A 21,567-nucleotide genomic window follows, 5' to 3' on the forward strand; every position below is an offset into this window, starting at 1 on the left:
TTCCCATAATGACTAGTATTATTCCAGACATTATTGTTGCAATAATAAGTCCATCAATTCCGTAGGTTTTTACAATTTCATAAACGATTACAACAAAAGCACCTGTGGGTCCTCCTATTTGTACCTTACTACCACCTAAAAAAGATATCATAAATCCAGCAAATATAGCTGTAATAAGGCCTTTCTCTGGTGATACTCCTGATGATATAGCTAAAGCTATAGATAGCGGAAGAGCTATTATTGCTACTATAAAACCAGCTATTATATCATTTTTCATTAGTTCACCACTTATTTCATTATTTCTAAACATTGTGATTAACTTTGGCGACATTCTATTATATTACCTCCTTAAAACTTTGTCCTTTTGTATCATACTCTTAGAATATAATAAAGTCAAAAAAATATATTTAACAATAAATTTTTATTTTTATTGTTAAATATATTTTTACACTTCCAATATCTTTTCAAATTTTTCTTCATTCATTATTATTAAATCTTGTTCTTGATTTATATAGTTAACTGCTGCTCTCAATTTATTACTCATTTGATTCGGACTTAAATCTTCAACATTTTTGACATTAGTAATTAAAATATTAGTTTTTTTAGTAACAGAATTTCTGGTTATACCACCTAAATCATTAATAATCTTTATTGCTTCAGCCCTGCTCATAGAATGTAGTTCTCCTGTAAATACCACTATTTTATCTTTAAAGTAATCAGTTTCTGGTGAGAATATATTATTGTTATACTCATAATCTTCCCACCTTTTTGAAACAACACCTTCTCTTATTTTTTTACATGGTGAATAAGTATTATTACCTACACAACCTAACTTAAATCCTACAGTCTTAGCAATATCATCTATATTATTTAAATTCAATTCTTTAGAAATATTTATAAGAATATTTGCAGCAGCAGTGGCATCTGCACTGGCATGGTGATGATTAAACTTATAACCTAAATGCCTATTTACTGTATTTAACTTATGATTATTTAAATATCCATAAAATAATTTTGAAGCTACTAAAGTACATGCATAATCTAAGTTTGGATATTCTAAATTATAAATATCTAGCGTATTTCTAAGTACAGAAAAATCAAAGGATGCATTATGTGCTATTACCAAATTATTTTCGAAATATGATTTTATCTCAGGCCATAACTCATCAAATTCTTTTTCATTAATTGCATCTTCTTCTCTAATTCCGTGTATAATTATATTTCTTGATTCAAACCTAAATGGTTTTGGCTTAATTAGCCAATATTTTTCTTCTATTATTTTATTATCTTTTACAACAGTAATACCTAAAGAACATGCAGAAGCTCTTTTTTCATTTGCTGTCTCAAAGTCTATAGCGATAAAATTCATACAAACCTCCACAAATTTATATTTTTCCGATACTCATTATATCATAGAGTACTAATTTATAAATAATATGTTTTCAATATAATATTACAATTTCTAATTAATAAAAGGAAACTTATTTACTTTATCGAATAGATTAAATTGTAAAAAGTTGTGTTTTTAATAAAGGAGGTAAACTTATGAAAAAATATGAAGTATCTAGAGAAATCTATAACCCTTGTGCTGGCGTATATATTTTTGATGATAATTTTTTCAAAGAAATAGAAACTGATAATATTGAAAAAACTATTGCGGAGTGGATTGGTGGCAACATGCCAAAATATAAAAAAAATAATTTCCCAGATGGTTCTGTAGAGTACATATTAGATTTACCACGAAAAGTTATATATACGTTTAATATTCTGTAATAAAAAACACTCACTAAGCATTATTTTGCATAGTGAGTGATATTTTTTATTGTTTGTTAAAATGCTATTCAGTCACTTTACAATACATAAAGTATTTAAATCCAAGTGGTGAAGTGTACATGCCTTCTAATTTATCTGATATTAAGTATAAATCAGTGTAGTAATATAGTGGTATTACTGGCATATCCTTAGCTAAGATATCTTCAGCTTCATGCATTTTAGAATATCTTTCTTTTGCATCAGTTGTAGCTTTTATTTCAGATATTAATTTATCATATTTTTTATTAGACCATTGAGCATTATTATTTCCACCACCAGTTACCCACATATCTAAGAAAGATATAGGATCATTGTAGTCACCTAACCAACCATCACGAGCAACTTGGAAGTCTCCTTTTTTTCTTGTTTCTAAGAATACGTTCCAGTCTTGAGATGATATAGTAGCATTTACTCCAAGATTTTCTTTCCACATACTTTGGATTGCTTCCATTATAGCTTCATGTCCTGGATTACACATTAACTCTATACTTGGAAGGCCTTTACCATTCTCATATCCAGCTTCTTTAAGAAGTTTTTTTGCTTTTTCTATATTACCTTTATAATCTTTTACATCATACCATTTTTTAGCATTATCGTGGAATTCTGTTTTTCCATCTGCATCAGTTAGGCCAGTAGCAACAAATGAATCTGCAGGTATTTGACCTCCTTGAACTACTTTCTCAACTATATAATCTCTATCTAATGCTAAAGTTAAAGCTTCTCTTACTTTTACATTATCTAATACTTCTTTTTTAACATTTATAGATACAAAGTAAGTTCCTAATTGTTTTTCTATTACTAGTCCTTTGTCTTTCATTGCATCTATTTCTTCACTTGGTAAATCATCAGTAAATAATATTTCACCATTTTTGAATGCTGATAACATAGTATTTTTATCTTCCATAAGCACAAAGTTTATAGTATCAGGCCCTATTTTATCTAAATCGTAGTAATTTTTATTTTTTACATATGTCATTTTAGATTGATGTTCCCATGATTTTAAAACATAAGGTCCATTTCCTATATAAGTAGATTCCGTTGTAGACCAATCCTCAGGATTTTTCTCAACTATGTCTTTTCTAACTGGGAATGTTGCAGGGAATGCACACACTTCTAAGAAATAAGGTGTAGGAGTTGTTAATGTTACTTCTACAGTTTTTTTGTCTAATGCTTTTATTCCTAATTCTTCTGGTTTTTTCTTTCCTGCCATTATTTCATTAGCATTTTTAACCATATCTATCATGTAGTTATAGTCTGCTCCAGTTTTTGGATTAACTAATCTTTGCCATGCATAAACAAAGTCTTCAGCTTTTACTGGTTCACCATCTGACCATTTTAAACCGTCACGAAGTGTAAAAGTATAAACTGTTTGCTCTTTATTAACTTCATATTTTGCTGCTTGAGCTTCTACTATTTTATTATCCTTATCTTGTTTCATTAAACCTTCAAAAGCATGGTTTATTAATGTAGCTCCATCTACTGCGCTGTTTTTTGCTGGGTCTATAGTTGTTGGCTCTGGTCCAATATTGACACTCAGCTCTGTTCCTCCCGATGATCCACCACTACCTGAGCTACATCCAACTAAAGCTGTAGATACTGCTAAAGCTGATGCTAATAAGACTGCTAATTTCTTCTTAAATTTCATATTGCTCCCCCTTTTTAATTAATTTATATATATACCCTCTGTAATATATATCTTATTTTTTTATATATTATGACATGCTACAAAATGTCCTTTATCGTATTCTTTCAATGCTGGTGCTGAATTTTTACATTCCTCAGTTACATATGGACATCTAGTTCTAAAAGTGCATCCGCTTGGTGGATTTAGAGGACTTGGTATATCACCTTGTAGTACTATACGTTTTCTTTCTCTACTAGATTTAGGGTCTGCGATTGGAATAGCTGATAATAATGTTTTTGTGTAAGGATGCATAGGCTTATTGTATAATTCACTACTTGATGTAAGTTCCACCAAATGTCCCAAATACATAACTCCAATTCTATTGCTTATATGTTTAACTACTGATAAATCATGGGCTATAAATAGATACGTAAATCCTCTTTCTTTTTGTAAATCTTCCAACATGTTTACTATTTGTGCTTGTATAGACACATCTAGCGCTGAAATGGGCTCATCACAAACTATAAATTCTGGTTCCACAGCCAAGGCTCTAGCTATACCTATTCTTTGTCTTTGCCCACCAGAAAACTCATGTGGAAATCTATTTGCATGCTCTTTATTTAATCCAACTGTTTCCAATAAATTATAAATTTTTTCTTGTCTTTCTTGTCTATTTTTATATAATTTATGAATGTCTAGAGGTTCTCCAATTATATCTCCCACTGTCATTCTAGGATCTAGCGAAGCATATGGATCTTGAAATATTATTTGCATTCTTCTTCTGTAAGGATGCATATTTACACCAGTAATATCTTCACCGTCATAAATGATTTTTCCCTCTGTTGGTTCATGAAGTCTAAGTATGGTTCTACCTAGGGTAGTTTTACCACATCCACTTTCTCCAACTAACCCTAAAGTTTCACCCTTTTTTATATGAAGAGTTACATCATCCACAGCTTTTACAAAATTTGTTTTAAGAAATCCTTCTTTAACTGAAAAATATTTTTTTAATCCTGTAATTTCAACTAAATTAACATTTAAATTTTCCACGGTTTACTCCTCCTTTTCCAATTCTTCTTTCACTAATAACCAACAGCTAACTTCATGATTTTCGTCAATTGTGTAAACAGGAGGTACATTTTCCATGCATACTTTCATACAATGCTCACATCTTGGAGCAAAAGAGCATCCCTTAGGTGGATTGATTAAATCTACAGGGTTACCTTCAATAGGTATCAGTCTTTCGTGAGCATCATTATTTATTTTAGGTATAGATTTTAATAACCCATGAGTATAAGGATGTTTTGGATTATAAAAAATATCATCTATACTTCCTCTTTCTATAATATTACCTGCATACATTACAGCAACTTTGTCACATATTTCTGATATAACTCCCAAATCATGAGTTATAAATATAATAGACATATTGATTTTTTCTTTTAATTCTTTTAATAATTCAATTATTTGAGCTTGAATTGTAACATCTAGTGCTGTTGTAGGCTCATCTGCTATTAGTAGTTTGGGATTGCAAGCAAGAGCCATTGCAATCATGGCACGTTGTCTCATTCCTCCAGAAAACTCATAAGGATATTGCTTTAGTCTTTTTTCTGGCTGATTTATACCAACGAGTTCAAACAATTCAATTATTCTTTTTCTTCTACCTTCTTTATCTAACTCTGTATGTTTTTTTAGACTCTCGTCAATTTGACTTCCAACTGTAAATATTGGATTTAAAGATGTCATAGGGTCTTGGAATATCATTCCCACTTCTTTTCCTCTTAGTTTTAACATTTCAGCTTCTGGTAAAGTAGTTACTTCCTTGTCTTGAAAATCAATACTCCCACCAATAATCTTACCTGGGTCTGGAATAATTCCCATAAGAGCATATGATGCTACAGATTTTCCACTTCCACTTTCTCCAACTATTCCCATAGCTTCACCATATTTTAAGTCATAAGATATTTTACGAACTGCTTTTACTTCTCCAGCATGAGTAAAAAAAGATACTTCCAATCCATCAACTTTTAATAATACATCTTTTTTAGTAATTGTATTCTCCATATAACCGTCCCCCCTATTTCTTTAATCTTGGGTCAAGGGCATCTCTTAGACCATCACCAAATAAGTTAAATGCAAGTATAATAATACTTATTGCTATAGCTGGAAACATTAATCTATATGGATAAGATGCTATTCCGTCTAATGCATCTGAAGCCAATGAACCTAGTGATGCAAGAGGCTTACTTACACCTATTCCTAAGAAACTTAAGAAGGCTTCTGTAAATATTGCTGAAGGTATTTGTAACATAGTTGTTACAACTAACTGACCTACACAGTTTGGAAGCAAATGCTTAAATATTAGTCTTTTATTATTAGCACCAAGAGCTCTTGCTGCACTAACATACTCCATTTCTTTAAGTTGCAGAACTTGACCACGAACTATTCTTGCCATACCAACCCAGTAAAGCAAACCATAAACTATAAACATGGCTAAAATACCTGGCCCTAGGGTTTGAAGAGGGCCAAAAACACCACCAGAGTCAAAAGCCTTCGTCAGAGGTTCTTGCAATACTATTCTTAATAAAATAATGATTAGCATATCTGGTAAAGAGTAGATTATCTCAACAATTCTCATCATTACCATATCTACTTTTCCACCAATAAGACCAGAAATAGAACCGTAGATAGATCCTATAACTAATACTATAAGAGCTGAACCTATTCCTATTAATAGTGATATTCTAGCTCCTACCATAGTTCTCACTAATAAATCTCTTCCAAGCTTATCTGTTCCAAAGGGATGCGCAGCACAAGGTGTTAGATTTTCATGCCCCCTTATTTGCTGATCGTATGTATAAGGACTTAAATAAGGTCCTATAAATGCAAATACAATAAATAGTAATATTACTATTAAAGAAATCATTGCTATTTTATTATTCTTTAATCTTCTCCATGCGTCTTTCCAGTAACTTGTATTTTCTCCCATAGTAATTAAGCTTTCTTGATCCTGCTTAGAAACTGGCATAAAGTCTTCTGGAGATAATTTTAATTGACATGTAAAATTCTTACTTTTTTCTAGAATCATAATATTTATCCCCCTTATCTAATCATCCAACTTAATTCTAGGGTCTACCACTTTGTATAAGATATCACAAACCAAGTTCATTATTATAATAAACGCAGCCAAAAACACTGTTGTACCCATTATCAGGTTATAATCCCTTGCATCTATTGCCTTAATAAAATACCTTCCAAGCCCTGGAATATTAAATACTTTTTCTACAACAAATCCTCCTACAAGAGTAAATGCTACTAAAGGTCCTAAATATGTTATAATTGGTATTAATGAGTTTTTAAGAGCATGTTTAAATGTAACTACAAACTCAGACATACCCTTTGCTCTTGCAGTTCTAATATAATCTTGACCTAAAGCATCTAACATGCTTGAACGCATTAACCTAGTTATATAACACATAGGATAAAATCCCAACGTAAAGACAGGCAGTATGTAACTAGAAGGACCACTAATTCCATATGTAGGTAATATTTTTAATTGAATTGAAAACAACAACATTGACGCCGTTGCAATTACGAAGGACGGTACTGCAATGCCTAAAGTTGATATTACACGAATTACACTATCCTCCCATTTTTCTCTTTTTAACGCGGATAAGCATCCTAATGGAATTCCAAATAGTATTGCGAATATAATTGACATTGCACCAATTTTTGCAGATATAGGAAATGATTGCTTGATTATTGTTGTGACTGGTACATTTCTTTGAAGTTTATAACTTACTCCCAAATCTCCATGTATCAATTGTTGAAGATATATCTTGTATTGCTCAAATACTGGTTTATCCAAACCATACTTCTCATTTAGTGCTTGTTGGGCTATTTCATTTGTTTTTTCAGAAGCAAATGGGCTTCCTGGTACTAACTTCATTAAAAAGAATGTAATAGTAGCTGCAACAAAAATAGTAAAAATAGCCATTAAAATACGTTTAAAAATAAACTTTGCTGTGTCCATATTCTCTCCCCTTTCTTTCTTGTTTAATTTATACATTAACAATGTTTTTTTTACATTTGTTTATTTTTTCATATTATTGATATTTTTTATTTACTTAAATATTAATTTAGCCCTAAATCAAAGTCAATATCTGGTGATTTACATTTTTAGATAATTTACTTGCAAAACTTACATAATTCATGTAATTAATATAATATTCATTGTTTTTTTCTGTAAAAAAATGATATATTTTATAATTTCTTGTATTTTTTTGTATGAACATTCTTTTACTAGTTGTTTTTTGTATATATTTTAATGTATACATGATAAAAAATGAATTTCATAATAAGGTTTAAGTTTTCTTTAATTATGAATAAAAAAGACAAAGTTAATATTATTAACTTTGTCTTTTTTTATTCATAATTTAGCTAAATTTACTTTATCTTTTTAAATTCTTTGTATAGGAATATTGTCACCATAAACATAGCTAGAAAATCCGATATTGGCTGAGATGCCCATACTCCTTTTAATCCATACATCTTTGGAACTATTATTATAACTGGTATCAATATAATTACCTGTCTGAGTAAACTTAGAAACATAGACTTTTTAACTTCTCCTATAGATTGAAAATAAACAGAACCAAGTATTGAAATTCCGGCTATAGGTAATGTAGCTAAATTTATATTCATTCCTTCAATTGCCATATTCATTAAACTTTCATCTTTTGTAAATATTCCAACAAAAACTTCTGGAAATAATTTAACTAAAATAAATCCGATGATTAAAATTATTGTTCCATATAAAATGCCCAGCAAAAGAGTTTTTCTAGCTCTACCTAATTGTTTTGCTCCATAATTATAAGCAATTATAGTTTGCATGCCTTGACTTAGTCCAAATATAGGCATTAAAAACATTAGTGAAATCGATGTAACTGCTGTCATAGCACCTATAGATAAATCTCCTCCATATATTTTTAATACTTTATTTGTAACTAAGTGTATAGACCCAGAAGCTAACTCCATAAAAAATGGTGTTACTGCTATAACTAATATTATTTTTATTAATTTTTTATCTAGCCTTATATTCTTAACTCTTAATTTTAAGTTTGATTTCCCAAGAGTAAAGTAATAAGTTGACCAAATGAATATAAATAACTGGCAAATTACTGTACCTATAGCTGCTCCTTTTATCCCCATATCTAATCCAAAAATAAATATAGGGTCCAATATTAAGTTAAGAGCACATGAAGTTATCATCATTCTAGCAGCTAATTTTGGATTTCCTTCACCCCTTATACAACTATTTAACGCAAATCCAGGTAGATTAAACCAAGATCCTGCAAATATTACACTCATATAATCTCTAGCATATTTTATTGTATCATCACTTGCTCCAAAAGCATAAAGTATCTTATCTAAAAAAAAGATTCCTACTAATACTATAATAATTCCCACAGCTAACTCTAAAGCCACAGTACTTCCCATGACTCTTTCTGCTTCTTCTTTATTTCCTTCTCCAAGTTTAATAGATATATTGGTACTTCCTCCTACAGCTATAGCAACACAAAACGATCCAAGTATGGTAAATAGCGGCATTGTAATTCCTAGTCCTGATATAGCTAAGGCACCTACATTTTCCATGGAACCTACAAATGCCCTATCAACTGTGTTATATAATGAAGTAACCATCATAGCAAGGATGGCAGGCACTGAATACTTAATCAGTAGTTTGCTTATATTTTCATGTCTTAATGCTCCTTGATTTTTCATTATTGCTCCTATCCTACCATATCATAAGTTATACAAACAGGCTTTTTAGATCTAGGATCTTCCACGATTTCTGCATCAATATTAAATAGTTCTTTAAGATTTTCCTTTGTCATTACTTCATGAGCACTTCCCTCACAAGCTATTTTTCCTTTTTTGATCCCTATCATATGATGAGCAAATCTTGCTGCATTGTTTAATTCATGTATAACCATAACAATTGTTGTATTATGTTTTTCATTTAGTTCTTGTAATAAGTTTAATACTTCTAGCTGATGAGCTAAGTCTAAATAAGTAGTTGGCTCATCTAGCACTAGTATATCGGTTTGTTGAGCTAGAGCCATTGCTATCCAGGCTCTTTGTCTTTGACCTCCAGATAAAGCTTCAATTGGTCTATCTCTAAATTCTTTTATTCCTGTAACTTCCAATGCCCAAGTTACTATATCTTCGTCATCTTCTTTTAATCTTCCAAAACCTTTTTGATGTGGAAATCTTCCGTAAGCTATTAGCTCTTCCACTGTAAGACCCTTTGGTGCTTGAGGACTTTGAGGTAGTACTGCCATAGTTTTTGCTAAATCTTTTGAAGATTGTTCTTTTATATTTTTTTCATTTATAAATATGTCACCACTTTTAGGTGTTAATATTCTTGCAATAGTTTTTAAAATTGTTGATTTACCACAACCATTGGCACCTATTATAGTAGTTATTTTTCCACTTGGTATTTCTAAATTTAATTCTTTAACAATATCCAAATTTCCGTAAGATATATTTAAATTTTTAGTACTTATAGCTGTCATAATTTTTCCCTCTTTCTACTCTGATAACATTAAATAAATAAAGTATGGTACACCTATTATAGCTACAACTATTCCCACTGGAATTTCCATAGGTGCTATTATATTTCTTGATATGGTATCTCCAACTAATAAAAATAAAGTACCTATAAGTGCTGCCGTAGGAATTAATTTACTATGCTTTGGACCTACCAACTTCCTGGCTATATGAGGCGCAACAAGTCCTAAAAATCCTATACTTCCCGCTACAGAAGTGGACACACCTGATAATACAACTGCATACATTATTAATTTTCTTCTTTCTTTTTCTACTTTTATTCCTAACCCCGTAGCTACTTCATCTCCTAGATTTAGAGCATCTAAATATCTAGATTTACAAAGTGTAAGTGACATTAATATTATGATAAATGGTAAAATAGCCATTACATATTTCCAGTTAGAGCCCCAAATACTTCCCGAAGTCCAAGCCATTACTCTGTTGAATTCTTGTGTAGTAAATTTTAGTTGGAAGATTGTAAGTAATGAAGTAAATGCTATATTTATTCCTATACCTATTAACAATAACCTTGAAGAGCTTATTCCCTTATTCCATGCGAGTATATAAATTAAAAAAGCCGCAAATAGTGCTCCTGTTAAAGCTACTATTGGCATAGTGAAGATTGTTAAATTACTTACACCGTCATATACGTTTCCATTCATAAAATAAATATACATTACTACAAATAAGGCTGAACCCGAGTTTATACCAAGTATTCCTGAGTCTGCCAAATCATTTTTAGTAACACCTTGTAAAATTGTACCTGCAGTAGCTAAAGCACTTCCTACTAATATGGCAATTACAATTCTAGGTAATCTCAATTTGAATATAGCAATCTCATGTGACTTAGATCCTTGTCCTAAAAAAGTTTTTATTACCTCAAAAGGTTCTATTGATAGTGATCCCATATTTAAACTAACTAAAAATGTGATTAATATTAAACTTAATAATACTCCTGTAACTAATAAATATTTCTTGTTCTTTTTCATAAATTATTAACTCTCCTTTCTCACAAGGTAAATAAATATTGGAACTCCAAGCAATGCTGTTAAAGATCCAATTGGTGTCTCATAAGGAGGGTTAATCATTCTTGCTAATATATCACTATATACTAATAAAATTGATCCAAATAACATTGATAATGGAATTATATATTTATAATCTGACCCTATAATTCCTCTTATTATTTGAGGAACTATAAGTCCCACAAATACTATATTTCCAGCTACTGAAACTGATGCCCCTATAAGTGCTATTACAATTATTAAAGATACTAATCTTACTAAGTTAGTTTTTTGCCCTAATCCTATAGCTACTTCTTCACCTAAACTTAATATTGTAATCTTCGGTGCCATTATCATTACTGCAACAAATCCTATTCCACCTACAATTAGAAGTAAATTGACACCTTCCCACTTAGCTGATGTAAGTCCTCCAGATATCCAGAAACTTAACTCTTGTGATAAGTTGAAATACATAGAAATCCCCATGGCCAGTGAAATTAACAAAGTTCCCATTGCAGTTCCTGCTAAAGCTAATTTTACAGGATCAACTTTTCTAATACTTCTTGAACTTATAAAGTAAACTAAAAGCCCACTTATGCTAGCTCCTAAAAATGCAAATATCATTTTGGTAAAACTATTAATAACTAAGTTAGGATAAATTCTTTGTAAAACTAAAGCTACAGCTATCATAAAAGTAGCTCCTTGAGTAATACCCATCACAGATGGTTCAGCTATAGGATTTCTCGTAATACCTTGCATTATAGCTCCAGACACAGCCAAAAAACCACCAACTAATGCGGCTGCTATAGCCCTCGGTATTCTCACATCTCTAATTATTTTTGTATTTATATAATTTTTATCAGAAAAAATACTACTTATTATGGTTCCGATATCTATATTTTTAGCACCCTGTGATATTGAAACTACTATACCACCTAGAAGTAGTATGATTCCAAGTATCATCATTATTAATGCTATTTTTTTCTTTTTACTCTTACCCACTTACTCTCCTCCTTATAAGATTTTCTTAGTTTATAGCTCCAATGATATTCATTGGATTTATCGTTATTTATTGACTAAAATTAAAGAAGGTGAGGAAATTAAATCATATCCCCACCCACTTGATTTATTATTTTATAACAGAGTCTTTAATAGACTCTAGTATTAATTCTCTTCCTATTGGATTGTAAGCTTGAGAGAAGTATGGACTTGCATTTAATATAGTTACATTTCCTTCTTTTACTGCTCTTATTTCAGACCAAACTGAACTAGCTTTTAGATCAGCTTTATCTGACTGAGTTGCTATTACTATTATGTGGTCAGCATCTATTTCTGATAATCCTTCCATAGTAACAGTTGGTAGAGTTATGCTATCTTGCTTAGGCATATTAGTTGGCTGAGGTAATTTCATATCTTCTTTTAAAACTGTTCCGATTCCACCTTCACTAAATACCATAAATGAACCTGAACTTGATAAAACTGTTAAGTATGTAGCATCTTCACCCTTAGCTGATTTTATCTCTTTACCTAATTCTTCAGCTTTTTTATAATAAGCATCTAACCAAGCTTTAGCTTTATCTTCTTGCCCGAATAGCTTAGCTACATCTGTTAATTTTGCTTCCCAATTATTTGATTTATCTTCTAACATAACTGTAGGTGCTATCTCTTTTAGTTGGTCATATATTTCTTCTTGTCTTGGTGCCATTATAATTAAATCTGGTTCTAATGCAAGTATTGCTTCTATATCTGCTGTTTCCATCATGGAATGTCCAACTACTTTCGCATCACCTAATAGGTCTTTCATATATGATGGTACATTTTCTGTATCATAAGAATCCACGTTAGCCGTACCTACTACAGTCTGTCCTAGTAATAATAACTCTTCACTACTTCCTGATATATCTACTATTTTTTTGGGTTTAGTTGGTATCTTTACTTCTCCTTTTACTGTCTCAACTACTCTTGTATCTTTATCTTGTTTTTCTGCTTCATTTGATGAGCAACCTATTAATCCGAATGTTGTAAGTGCTAATGTTAACACTGCTAATACTTTTATTTTTTTCACGTCAATGTCTCCTTGTTGTTTCAGTATTAATTATCATTAATTATTATAAATAATAATCATTATCATTTTGTGATTTTATTATACCATCCATTTTTTTTATGGTCAAGAAAATTATAACTATATTAAAAAACAAAAATACAGTTATAATTTTGTCAGATAATAAAATACTTTTATCTCTACTCTTTTCTTCATAAAATACACTTTCTTTGTTATCATTTAAGTTTATAGCAATAAAAAATCCCCAATTTGGGGATTTTTATACTAATATTTCATATATATCTGATAGTTCCAATTCAGTGTTGTAATTACTTATATCGTATATTTTGTAATCAATACATTCATCACATCTATTTGGAAGTATTATTTTAAAAGTACTACCTTCTCCAACTTTACTTTCAACACTAATATATCCATCATGAAGGTCAATTATAGATTTTACTATACTTAATCCTATTCCACTACCTTCATTCTCTCTAGTCAATGATTTATCTGCTTGAACAAATCTTTCAAATATAGCAGTCTTATCACTCTTTGATATTCCAATACCTTCATCTTTTATATTTATTTCTGCAAAATCATCATTAACATATACATTTACATAAATATTTTTATTTTCAGGCGTAAATTTTATTGCATTTGAAAGTAAATTTAACAAGGCTCTTTCTATCATAGATGGATCACATTTTGCTATAAATTCTTCTTCGTTAGTATCAAACTGTATATTGATAAATTTTAGTTGAGCATAATTTACAACAGATAAAGTTACATCTTCTACTATGGCAATTAAATTATAATAATCAAACTTACCTTTTAATATTCCCGTTTCTATCTTCGAAATATCAACCACATTATTAATTAATCTTAACATTCTCTTACAATTTACATGTAAAGTTTTCCTATATTTTCTATACATATCCTTAAAATCTTTATCTGATTTTACTAGAGAAATATCAAGAAGTTGAATTGTTGAGTAAAAAATATTTATTGGAGTTCTAAGCTCGTGAGATATGTTAGACATAAATTCAGTCTTCTCTTTATTGTATACCTTCAATTTCTCTAACTCTAATTCTTTACGTATTAATTTTGATACATCCATATAAGTTATAACATACTCTTTGCTGGAATCAAAAGTTTCTATAACTTGTAATGAGCAATCAACGGATCTACTTTCATCTTGGTTTTTAATTATTCCTCTCCATACCCCTTTAGTATTTATGCTTTTTATAATTTCATCCCTATTCTCTAGTTTATTTACTAATATTGCAAAGGATAGCTTTACTCTTTTTGCATCTTCAGGAGAATAAATTTTATAATATTCTTTAAACTTCTTATTACAATATATTATTTCTCCATCTTCTTTACAAATAAACATAAAACTATGCTTATGATTATCAGTTAAATTATAAAAAAGACTTAAATTTTCATTTAGTATTTTTGTTCTATTTATGTATAAATATAACTCAATAAAAGAACCAGCAATAATAATTAAAAATATTATATACGTAATAGACACTGACGTTAACTTAACATAAAATGACGTTGTATTTACCGCATATACTGCATAAATTGCCTTAATAGCTAGCATAAAAATACTAGAAGCTAATACTACAAATATATATTCCTTTTCTTTAATACCTATAGCAAGTAGTCTTGCTGCTGATATGAAATATATTACTGTTAGAAAATAATTGTACATTATAAAAAAATCCGTACTATAAAAATATTGAAGAAAGTTAAGATTTTTTTCTATCACATCAAATATTATAGTAGATAAAATTACAAATATAATTGATATTTTTTTATTATTAATAATTACTGTTTTAATTTTACTTTTAGGAATTATAGCTATTATCAGCAAAAAAATTCTAAGAATAGATGTAGATACAGTAGTATAACTAAATAAATTATATTCTTCATAATAAAAGCTAAGAAAATCTATTTGACCAGATACTATTCCTACAAATAATCCTAGATACATTAAAGATATAACAAAAATACTATCTTTTTTCAACCTATTATAAGAAATCAAACAACTCCCAAAAGCCAATACTGATAGTATCGAGCTAAAACTTCTTATAAAAAATAAAGTGGATTCTAAATAAGATTTTTCTTCCCCTATCTTAGAAAATATATTAAAAATATAAATACAACAAACTAATAATACAAAAAATATTATTTTTTCAAATAGTTTCTTTTCTTTTTCTATTAAACTCCTATCACTTATGATATTGTTAATCATAAATTTAATCCCCCTCTATATATAAAAAACTTTTATTTTGCTATTTTTACTATTTTTGATAATATTATACAAATATATAGTATCAAATTTTCATTAATAAATATAGCATTTATGGAAATATGAGCATTTAAAAATCCTAGCTATTATTCAGCTAGGATTTTTTATTATTTTCAAATTGATTATATGATAACTAATTACAAATCCAATATTTATGAAAGGTGCAATCACTAAAATAAGTTTTGCGTATTTCTTCATCTCACACCCATATTTTTTTATTTATGAAAAAAATCTAGATTACGTTTAAGTATAATTTGAGTAAATACACGGACTATTTGTGGATCAAATTGTGATCCTGAACATCTTTTAAACTCCCCTATAGCCTCTTGTATACTTCTACCTTTGCTATAACATTCGAAGGAATCCACTACATATACTATCCTAGATAATATATGTATTTCATATTTTTGCAATCCTAAAGGATAGCCTAAGCCATCCCATCTTTCATGATGAGTTAAAATTTTTCTAGAGATGCAACTTATTTCTGGTAAAAGACTAGCTAACCTATATCCTTTTTCAGAGTGTGTCTTCATAACTTTATACTCATCATCTGTAAGTTTTCCCGGCTGCAGCAACAATTAATCCACTTATCTTCATTTTTTCAATCTTCTTTCTTTTGCTCCCCTTTTATTTATAAACTAACCTGCTATACTTACTGCTATTTCTACTGGAGTTTTTGCATCTAGCTTTATTCCTATTGGAGCATGAACTCTTTTAAAATCTTCTTATTTAAAACCATCCTTTTTAAGTTCTTCATAGGTCATATTAATCTTTGATTTACTACCTATCATTCCTATATAATACGCATCTGTTTTTAATGCTCAATTAAGTACGTTATAATCATATAAATGACCTCTTGTAATTATTAAAATATAGCTGTCATCATCTATACCTATATCACCTATTTCTTCTAAACTATCTAACACTATAGTCTTAGAGCTTGGAAAACTTTCTTTATTTGCAAATTCACTTCTATCATCTAAAACTACAGTTTCAAATTCTATTATATCTAAAATTGTTACTGTTTATTTAGATACATGGTCAGCTCCAAATATGTAAGCCTTTCCCATAGTATGAACCTTTTGTACAATAAATTTTTCATCATCAATAGCATCTGAGTGAATACTTAATCTTTCAATTCCATTTTCTAATTTATTTTTCATTAATTGACTTACTGAATATTGTCCAGTCAGATTATTTTTATCATCAATGAATAACATTTTTTCTTTTCTTAAAACTGTAACTATCCATCCTTTTTTGTGATTTTTTATAGCTTCAGTTACTTTTTTCATAATTGATAAGTTATTATTGTCGTTACAGCCCATATAATTTATAAGAATTTCTCCATTTCAACCACAAACCATTTCTGATCTATTAGCATCTTTATTATCTAAATTAAACTCATAAATAAAAGATTCTTTATTTTTAATTGAACTTACACTTTTTTCAATACAAGATGCTTCCATTTTGCCCCCTCCTACTGTGGAGAATACGGAACCATATTCTCTTATTATCATTTGAGTCCCTTTTGATCTAGACGTAGAGCCAGTACTACTCACTATGCTAGCTAAAACAAAATTCTTCTTAATCTTCACCCTTTGAAGCAAAGTATCCTAAGATACATACACCTCCTGTAAGAGCTCCACATATTTTTTGATTAAAACCTAAACCTCCTATTAATCCTCCCATGGCTCTAATTAAATCAGGGTTTTCTTTTCCTTCTAAGTCTAAAATAATTTTCATTACAATAATACCTCTTAGATTATAATTCCAGCATTTCCATATATAATGCATCCATAATATCAATCCCTTTTTTTAAGTATCACTAAAAAGTATCCTGTTTCTTTTTTTAAAATATCATTATTTATTTTATTATTTTGATTTCCCCTAAGTAATCCTGATAGCTCTCCATATTCCCAAAGAACCATTCCAAGATAATTTTTCCATTCTTGTGATTTATCTTGAAATATAATAGTTTGAAAATTTAAATCTGCAAACAATTTATTCCAGTAATTAAGAGTATATGTATCATCATGTATATTTGTTTGCTTAAAGAAAAAGTCACTTAGTAGAATTATGCCATTTTTTTTCAAAAGCTTTTTACAACTTTCTAGTATTTTTTCTGGATTTTTCATAACTGATAAGCTGCATTCAAATAAAATTAAATCAAAATAATTTTCTAAAAAATCAAGATTATTTGCATCCATAACTTTAATATTTATATCTTTATATCTTTCCTTCCCTAAATTAATAACTTCTTCTGAGAAGTCGATTCCTGTTACATCGAATCCCTTTTCAGTCAAATAATTAACTGAATATCCACTCCCACAGCCTACATCTAGCACTTTAACTTCCTCTTTTATTTTGTACCCTTCTATTATTTCATTTGCAAGATTTAAACCGCCTAGGCTAAATATATCCCTCTTATTAATCATTTATCTTCCAAAGCCTTTTCTACTCTCAGCATTTTTGAATATACTAGACTCTCGTCTATAAATATATTATTGCATTTTGGACATTTTGGTAGCTCAACAGGAGAGCTACTGCCTAAATACTCTAGAGTTACTTTTTCCCTTTCAAGGGGCACATTACATTTTGCACAAATCATGGACTCACTTGAGTAATTATAAAAGTCATCATTATTTTCTTTCATTTAATTCACCTCTATCTTCATTCTATGACTATATGCGTTATAAACTAAATATTTACCTCCTTCAATGGTATACTCAACCAAAAATGTAACGTTTTTTATTCTATAATAGTCCAAATTATGATTGTTTGATTTGTTAAAGAATTTTACCTTAGTTTCTTCTGCATGTTTTATTGTATCTTCAATATTTTTGTATAAAATCATTTTATCTTCTAGCTCTTCTTTCAAATCACTACTCATAATTAAGTTAATATTATATTTATTAGTCTTATCTTCTTCCTGTGTTAAATCTAATTTTAATTGAACTCTGTTGTACCTTCTTTCAGAAATATTAGGTTTTTTATTTTTACCATCAAAATTGTATATTAATTGCAAAATATGTTTAGCTTCTTTATTTTGGCTTAAAAAACTATCTCTACAATTTATACACTAAGTTAAATAATTTAGTTTATTTTCTTTAATTCTTGATAGAACTATATTTTCCTTTAATTCCTTATTAGAAAAACAAGTAAGTCCACCATATCCACAACAAGTAGTTATTTCTCCGTTATAATCCAACTCTTTTAGATTAAACCCAAGTTTTTTTGCTATTTCTCGCACCTGATTTTGCAACTCATAATCGTATCTAACAGTACATGGATCATCTATAGCTATTTCATCGTTATTTCCAATAAATTTCAATCGTTTATCATTAATATAATCATAAATAATATATATTTTTACCTAATATTTCTTCGCTTTCATATAAATCAACAAAGTAACCCTTGTTTTTTAATTCTATTGCACAACTTAATCCACTTAAACTCGTCCCAAATATTATAACTTTTTCTTTCTTTATTAGGTTTTAATAAAACTCTTGCCTTTACTTCTTTACCATAGTTCATACATGCCAGTTCAAGTTGTCTAATATTTATAGAATTACCTAGATCTTTTCTTTTACATTGACTTTTACATTTTTCCTCACAAGCCATACTTATTATTTAAGCATTTGCTCCAATTTCTAATCCTTCTAATGCTTCTTTAACTACATCTGGAGTAGCTGGTACCTTAGTTATTCTAGCTCCTGTAGCGTTAAATATAGCATTTAATATAGCTGGGTGAGGCGCTGCTAATGGTCCTTCACCAACTCCAGAAGCTCCATAAGGTCCATCTGGTCTTTCAGCTTCTTCATAATATATTTCTAAATCATCTGGTATATCTTCTATTTGTGGTATACCACATTTAACTAATGTAGTATGCTTTTCTAAATTTTCTGTCAATGCAAGACCGATTCCTTGAGCTAATGCTCCATAAACTTGACCATCAACAACAAGTTTGTTGATTATTTTCCCACAGTCAACCATACATATGATTAAAGATAATGTTTTAAATGAAGAAATTTTCAAAGAAATATTTGATAAGTTAGTTTCTATATCTAATGATAAGACCAATGAGGAATTAATTACTTTGAGAGATTGTACTATAGATTATATTTTAGATTACTTCAACAATAATTTAACTCCAAACAATACTCCTTTAGATTTTATTAATTGTAATAAAATTACTGTGGAAGCTAAGGATAAAACTACTAATAGAATTTTCAGAAGAAATCTAGATATTTCTTACATAGAAAACTCTAAGGTTTAAAGTTGACGGGTGAAAATTTGAAAGGAGGACCATCAGAAATTGTATTTTTATCTGACACTGCAATAAATAAAATAATTTATGTAACTGGTCAAGGATTGAATAAATCAAGGTGCCATGACTAATTTTGTTTTCTAATTAATTTAATGATATCATAAGAATTTTCAAAAATTAATTTCACCATAGTATATTTGTGCCTATTTTACTATATAAATAATAATTAATTAAAATCATTCACAAATTAGATGATTTTTAATACCTTTGCATGTAAATAAGGCATTACATAAATGTAATGCCTTTAATATTTTTATATTATAAATTATTCATTAAGCTAATAATTGTTTTTCTTCTATTACTTTTTTTGCTTCATCTTTTGCAATTGCTATTTCATCAAAAGGTAATTTTTCTCCATTTATTAATTGGTATTTTTCATGGCCTTTACCTGCAAGTACTATCATATCTCCTTCTTTTGCATTTCTAATAGTATGTTTTATTGCTTCTTCTCTATTTGCTATTTTTATTACTTCACAAGAAGAACCTTCAAAAGATTCGGCTATATCATTTATAACATTCATCGGATCTTCAAAGTCTGGGTTATCTGCTGTAAGTATTGCTAAATCACATTCACGAGCAGCCACATCTCCCAATTCTTTTCTTCTTATTTCAGTTCTTCCACCTACTGAACCAAATAAGCATATTAATCTTTCATGTTCATAGTTCTTAAGGGTTTGTAATATATTCTCTAAACTAACACCATTGTGAGCATAGTCGACTATTACAGTAGCATAAGGAAGTATTGGTAAAACTTCAACTCTACCACTTACCTTAGCACTTTTTAGTGCATCTATCATAATTTCTCTTTTTACATCTAAATATTTACAAACTGCTATAACTGCTAATGCGTTGTAAATACTAAAAGTTCCTGGAGAGCATATAAAGCATGGGAATGTTTCTTCTTTTGTATTGCAGTCAAAACTCACTCCTAGTGAGTCTATTTCTTTTGAATATCTTATATTATTAGCAGTTAAGCCTGCATTATTTTCTATTCCAAAAGTCTCCACATCGCAAGTTGCTGCATTTATTATATCCTTTGCATAATCATCATCTGTATTAATAATCCCATGTTTAGCCATTTTAAACAATCTTGCCTTACATTGTAAATAATGCTCAAATGTTGGATGCTCTTTTGGTCCTATGTGATCTGGTGATAAATTAGAGAATATAGCCACATCAAAATCTACATCCTCTACTCTATTTTGCATTATTCCACCAGAAGAAACTTCCATAGATACACATGTTACACCATTATCCAACATTTTTCTAAATATTCTATGTAACTCATAACTTTCTGGAGTTGTATTTTCTGTAACTTCATAAGTTCCATTGAAGAAAGTTCCGTTTGTTCCTATTACACCCGTATTAACTCCCGATTCATTTAAAACAGTTGCAATATAATTAGTTATAGTTGTTTTTCCCTTAGTTCCTGTAACACCAATTACTTTTAGTGAGTTAGATGGTTGTCCAAAAAAGTTATGTGATATTCTTGATAAACTTATTCTTGTATCTTCCACAAATAATTTCACTGTATCATTTGGTAGTTCCATAGCATATTTACTAGACTCTATTCCTTTTTGTAGTAAAAATACTCTAGCACCATTGTCATAAGCATTTTTTGCAAATTTATGCCCATCTACAGTTTCACCTACAAGAGCAACAAATATAAATCCTTCTTTACAACTTCTAGAGTTATATGATATATCTTTTATTTCAACTTCATCTATTTTTTCTAAAGGTAAGTTAGATGTAAAACTTACATCTTCCATTAATTTAAATAACTTCATAATATACTTCCTTTCTGATTTTTAAAAATAGAGTAGGTTA

Annotated in this window: 27 protein-coding genes and 1 pseudogene; 2 read left to right on the top strand and 26 right to left on the bottom strand. The window is 29.2% G+C overall.

Annotated elements, in window-relative coordinates:
• Positions 1-331, bottom strand: a 331-nt coding sequence (locus tag K0039_RS19190; RefSeq protein ID WP_265589534.1) for a SulP family inorganic anion transporter, incomplete at its 3' end; no start/stop codon positions are given.
• A gap of 114 nt (positions 332-445) precedes the next feature.
• Positions 446-1,369 carry an exonuclease domain-containing protein gene (locus tag K0039_RS19195; protein WP_228106658.1) on the bottom strand — a complete coding sequence of 308 codons (924 nt, stop codon included), beginning with the start codon at positions 1,367-1,369 and terminating at the stop codon, positions 446-448.
• 176 nt (positions 1,370-1,545) lie between these two features.
• Here K0039_RS19195 and K0039_RS19200 point away from each other — a divergent pair, with 176 nt between their 5' ends.
• The gene (locus K0039_RS19200; protein ID WP_228106659.1) at positions 1,546-1,773 is read left to right on the top strand and encodes a hypothetical protein; all 228 of its coding nucleotides are present in this window, start codon (positions 1,546-1,548) and stop codon (positions 1,771-1,773) included.
• Between the two features lie 64 nt (positions 1,774-1,837).
• On the opposite strand, the gene K0039_RS19205 is transcribed toward K0039_RS19200, so the two are convergent.
• The 23 genes and pseudogenes from K0039_RS19205 to K0039_RS19310 form a co-directional block, all read right to left on the bottom strand.
• On the bottom strand, positions 1,838-3,457 hold the full coding sequence (locus K0039_RS19205) for a peptide ABC transporter substrate-binding protein (RefSeq protein ID WP_228106660.1): 1,620 nt from the start codon (positions 3,455-3,457) through the stop codon (positions 1,838-1,840).
• A 60-nt stretch (positions 3,458-3,517) separates the two neighbouring features.
• Entirely contained in the window at positions 3,518-4,486 is a 969-nt protein-coding gene (locus K0039_RS19210; RefSeq protein ID WP_228106661.1) for an ABC transporter ATP-binding protein, read from the bottom strand.
• Between the two features lie 3 nt (positions 4,487-4,489).
• On the bottom strand, positions 4,490-5,500 hold the full coding sequence (locus K0039_RS19215; RefSeq protein WP_228106662.1) for an ABC transporter ATP-binding protein: 1,011 nt from the start codon (positions 5,498-5,500) through the stop codon (positions 4,490-4,492).
• 13 nt (positions 5,501-5,513) lie between these two features.
• On the bottom strand, positions 5,514-6,524 hold the full coding sequence (locus K0039_RS19220) for an ABC transporter permease (RefSeq protein WP_228106663.1): 1,011 nt from the start codon (positions 6,522-6,524) through the stop codon (positions 5,514-5,516).
• A gap of 18 nt (positions 6,525-6,542) precedes the next feature.
• Positions 6,543-7,469 carry an ABC transporter permease gene (locus K0039_RS19225; protein ID WP_228106664.1) on the bottom strand — a complete coding sequence of 309 codons (927 nt, stop codon included), beginning with the start codon at positions 7,467-7,469 and terminating at the stop codon, positions 6,543-6,545.
• Positions 7,470-7,882: 413 nt separating this feature from the next.
• Positions 7,883-9,220, bottom strand: a complete 1,338-nt coding sequence (locus K0039_RS19230; protein WP_228106665.1) for an MATE family efflux transporter — start codon at positions 9,218-9,220, stop codon at positions 7,883-7,885.
• A gap of 8 nt (positions 9,221-9,228) precedes the next feature.
• Positions 9,229-10,014 (bottom strand): ABC transporter ATP-binding protein, encoded by a 786-nt coding sequence (locus K0039_RS19235; protein WP_228106666.1) that lies wholly within the window; start codon positions 10,012-10,014, stop codon positions 9,229-9,231.
• 15 nt (positions 10,015-10,029) lie between these two features.
• Complete coding sequence (locus K0039_RS19240) at positions 10,030-11,037, bottom strand: FecCD family ABC transporter permease (protein ID WP_228106667.1); 1,008 nt, start codon at positions 11,035-11,037, stop codon at positions 10,030-10,032.
• 6 nt (positions 11,038-11,043) lie between these two features.
• A complete protein-coding gene (locus tag K0039_RS19245) occupies positions 11,044-12,054 on the bottom strand; it encodes a FecCD family ABC transporter permease (protein ID WP_228106668.1) in 1,011 nt (336 codons plus the stop codon).
• A gap of 127 nt (positions 12,055-12,181) precedes the next feature.
• On the bottom strand, positions 12,182-13,117 hold the full coding sequence (locus K0039_RS19250; RefSeq protein ID WP_228106669.1) for an iron-hydroxamate ABC transporter substrate-binding protein: 936 nt from the start codon (positions 13,115-13,117) through the stop codon (positions 12,182-12,184).
• A gap of 256 nt (positions 13,118-13,373) precedes the next feature.
• The gene (locus K0039_RS19255) at positions 13,374-15,356 is read right to left on the bottom strand and encodes a sensor histidine kinase (protein WP_228106670.1); all 1,983 of its coding nucleotides are present in this window, start codon (positions 15,354-15,356) and stop codon (positions 13,374-13,376) included.
• A 272-nt stretch (positions 15,357-15,628) separates the two neighbouring features.
• On the bottom strand, positions 15,629-15,991 hold the full coding sequence (locus K0039_RS19260; protein WP_228106671.1) for an HD-GYP domain-containing protein: 363 nt from the start codon (positions 15,989-15,991) through the stop codon (positions 15,629-15,631).
• Positions 15,992-16,051: 60 nt separating this feature from the next.
• Positions 16,052-16,429 (bottom strand): annotated as a pseudogene (locus K0039_RS19265) (XdhC family protein).
• A gap of 9 nt (positions 16,430-16,438) precedes the next feature.
• On the bottom strand, positions 16,439-16,705 hold the full coding sequence (locus K0039_RS19270; protein WP_228106672.1) for a hypothetical protein: 267 nt from the start codon (positions 16,703-16,705) through the stop codon (positions 16,439-16,441).
• A gap of 57 nt (positions 16,706-16,762) precedes the next feature.
• Positions 16,763-17,008, bottom strand: coding sequence for an XdhC family protein (locus tag K0039_RS19275; RefSeq protein ID WP_228106673.1), 246 nt, complete (start codon positions 17,006-17,008; stop codon positions 16,763-16,765).
• Positions 16,998-17,156 carry a C-GCAxxG-C-C family protein gene (locus tag K0039_RS19280; protein WP_265589536.1) on the bottom strand — a complete coding sequence of 53 codons (159 nt, stop codon included), beginning with the start codon at positions 17,154-17,156 and terminating at the stop codon, positions 16,998-17,000. Before K0039_RS19280 ends, K0039_RS19275 begins: the two co-directional genes overlap by 11 nt.
• Before the next feature lie 59 nt (positions 17,157-17,215).
• Complete coding sequence (trsM, locus tag K0039_RS19285; RefSeq protein ID WP_228106675.1) at positions 17,216-17,848, bottom strand: DVU_1556 family methyltransferase; 633 nt, start codon at positions 17,846-17,848, stop codon at positions 17,216-17,218.
• Positions 17,845-18,066, bottom strand: a complete 222-nt coding sequence (locus K0039_RS19290) for a DVU_1557 family redox protein (protein WP_228106676.1) — start codon at positions 18,064-18,066, stop codon at positions 17,845-17,847. Before K0039_RS19290 ends, trsM begins: the two co-directional genes overlap by 4 nt.
• The gene (locus K0039_RS19295; RefSeq protein WP_228106677.1) at positions 18,067-18,438 is read right to left on the bottom strand and encodes a hypothetical protein; all 372 of its coding nucleotides are present in this window, start codon (positions 18,436-18,438) and stop codon (positions 18,067-18,069) included.
• Between the two features lie 54 nt (positions 18,439-18,492).
• A complete protein-coding gene (locus K0039_RS19300) occupies positions 18,493-18,744 on the bottom strand; it encodes a heterodisulfide reductase-related iron-sulfur binding cluster (RefSeq protein ID WP_228106678.1) in 252 nt (83 codons plus the stop codon).
• Positions 18,745-18,763: 19 nt separating this feature from the next.
• On the bottom strand, positions 18,764-18,844 hold the full coding sequence (locus K0039_RS23930; protein ID WP_369123859.1) for a hypothetical protein: 81 nt from the start codon (positions 18,842-18,844) through the stop codon (positions 18,764-18,766).
• Positions 18,813-19,034, bottom strand: a complete 222-nt coding sequence (locus tag K0039_RS19305; protein WP_228106679.1) for a hypothetical protein — start codon at positions 19,032-19,034, stop codon at positions 18,813-18,815. The genes K0039_RS23930 and K0039_RS19305 overlap by 32 nt, the downstream gene beginning before the upstream one ends.
• Positions 19,035-19,043: 9 nt before the next feature.
• Positions 19,044-19,406, bottom strand: a complete 363-nt coding sequence (locus tag K0039_RS19310) for a molybdopterin cofactor-binding domain-containing protein (RefSeq protein ID WP_331476793.1) — start codon at positions 19,404-19,406, stop codon at positions 19,044-19,046.
• A 4-nt stretch (positions 19,407-19,410) separates the two neighbouring features.
• Between K0039_RS19310 and K0039_RS19315 the strand changes: the two genes are divergently transcribed.
• Positions 19,411-19,689, top strand: a complete 279-nt coding sequence (locus K0039_RS19315) for a hypothetical protein (RefSeq protein WP_228106680.1) — start codon at positions 19,411-19,413, stop codon at positions 19,687-19,689.
• Between the two features lie 323 nt (positions 19,690-20,012).
• Here K0039_RS19315 and K0039_RS19320 read toward each other — a convergent pair whose 3' ends face one another.
• Positions 20,013-21,527 (bottom strand): UDP-N-acetylmuramoyl-L-alanyl-D-glutamate--2,6-diaminopimelate ligase, encoded by a 1,515-nt coding sequence (locus tag K0039_RS19320; protein ID WP_228106681.1) that lies wholly within the window; start codon positions 21,525-21,527, stop codon positions 20,013-20,015.
• Positions 21,528-21,567: the final 40 nt, after the last annotated feature.

This window comes from Terrisporobacter mayombei, assembly GCF_020748465.1.
GTDB classification, from domain to species: domain Bacteria; phylum Bacillota; class Clostridia; order Peptostreptococcales; family Peptostreptococcaceae; genus Terrisporobacter; species Terrisporobacter mayombei.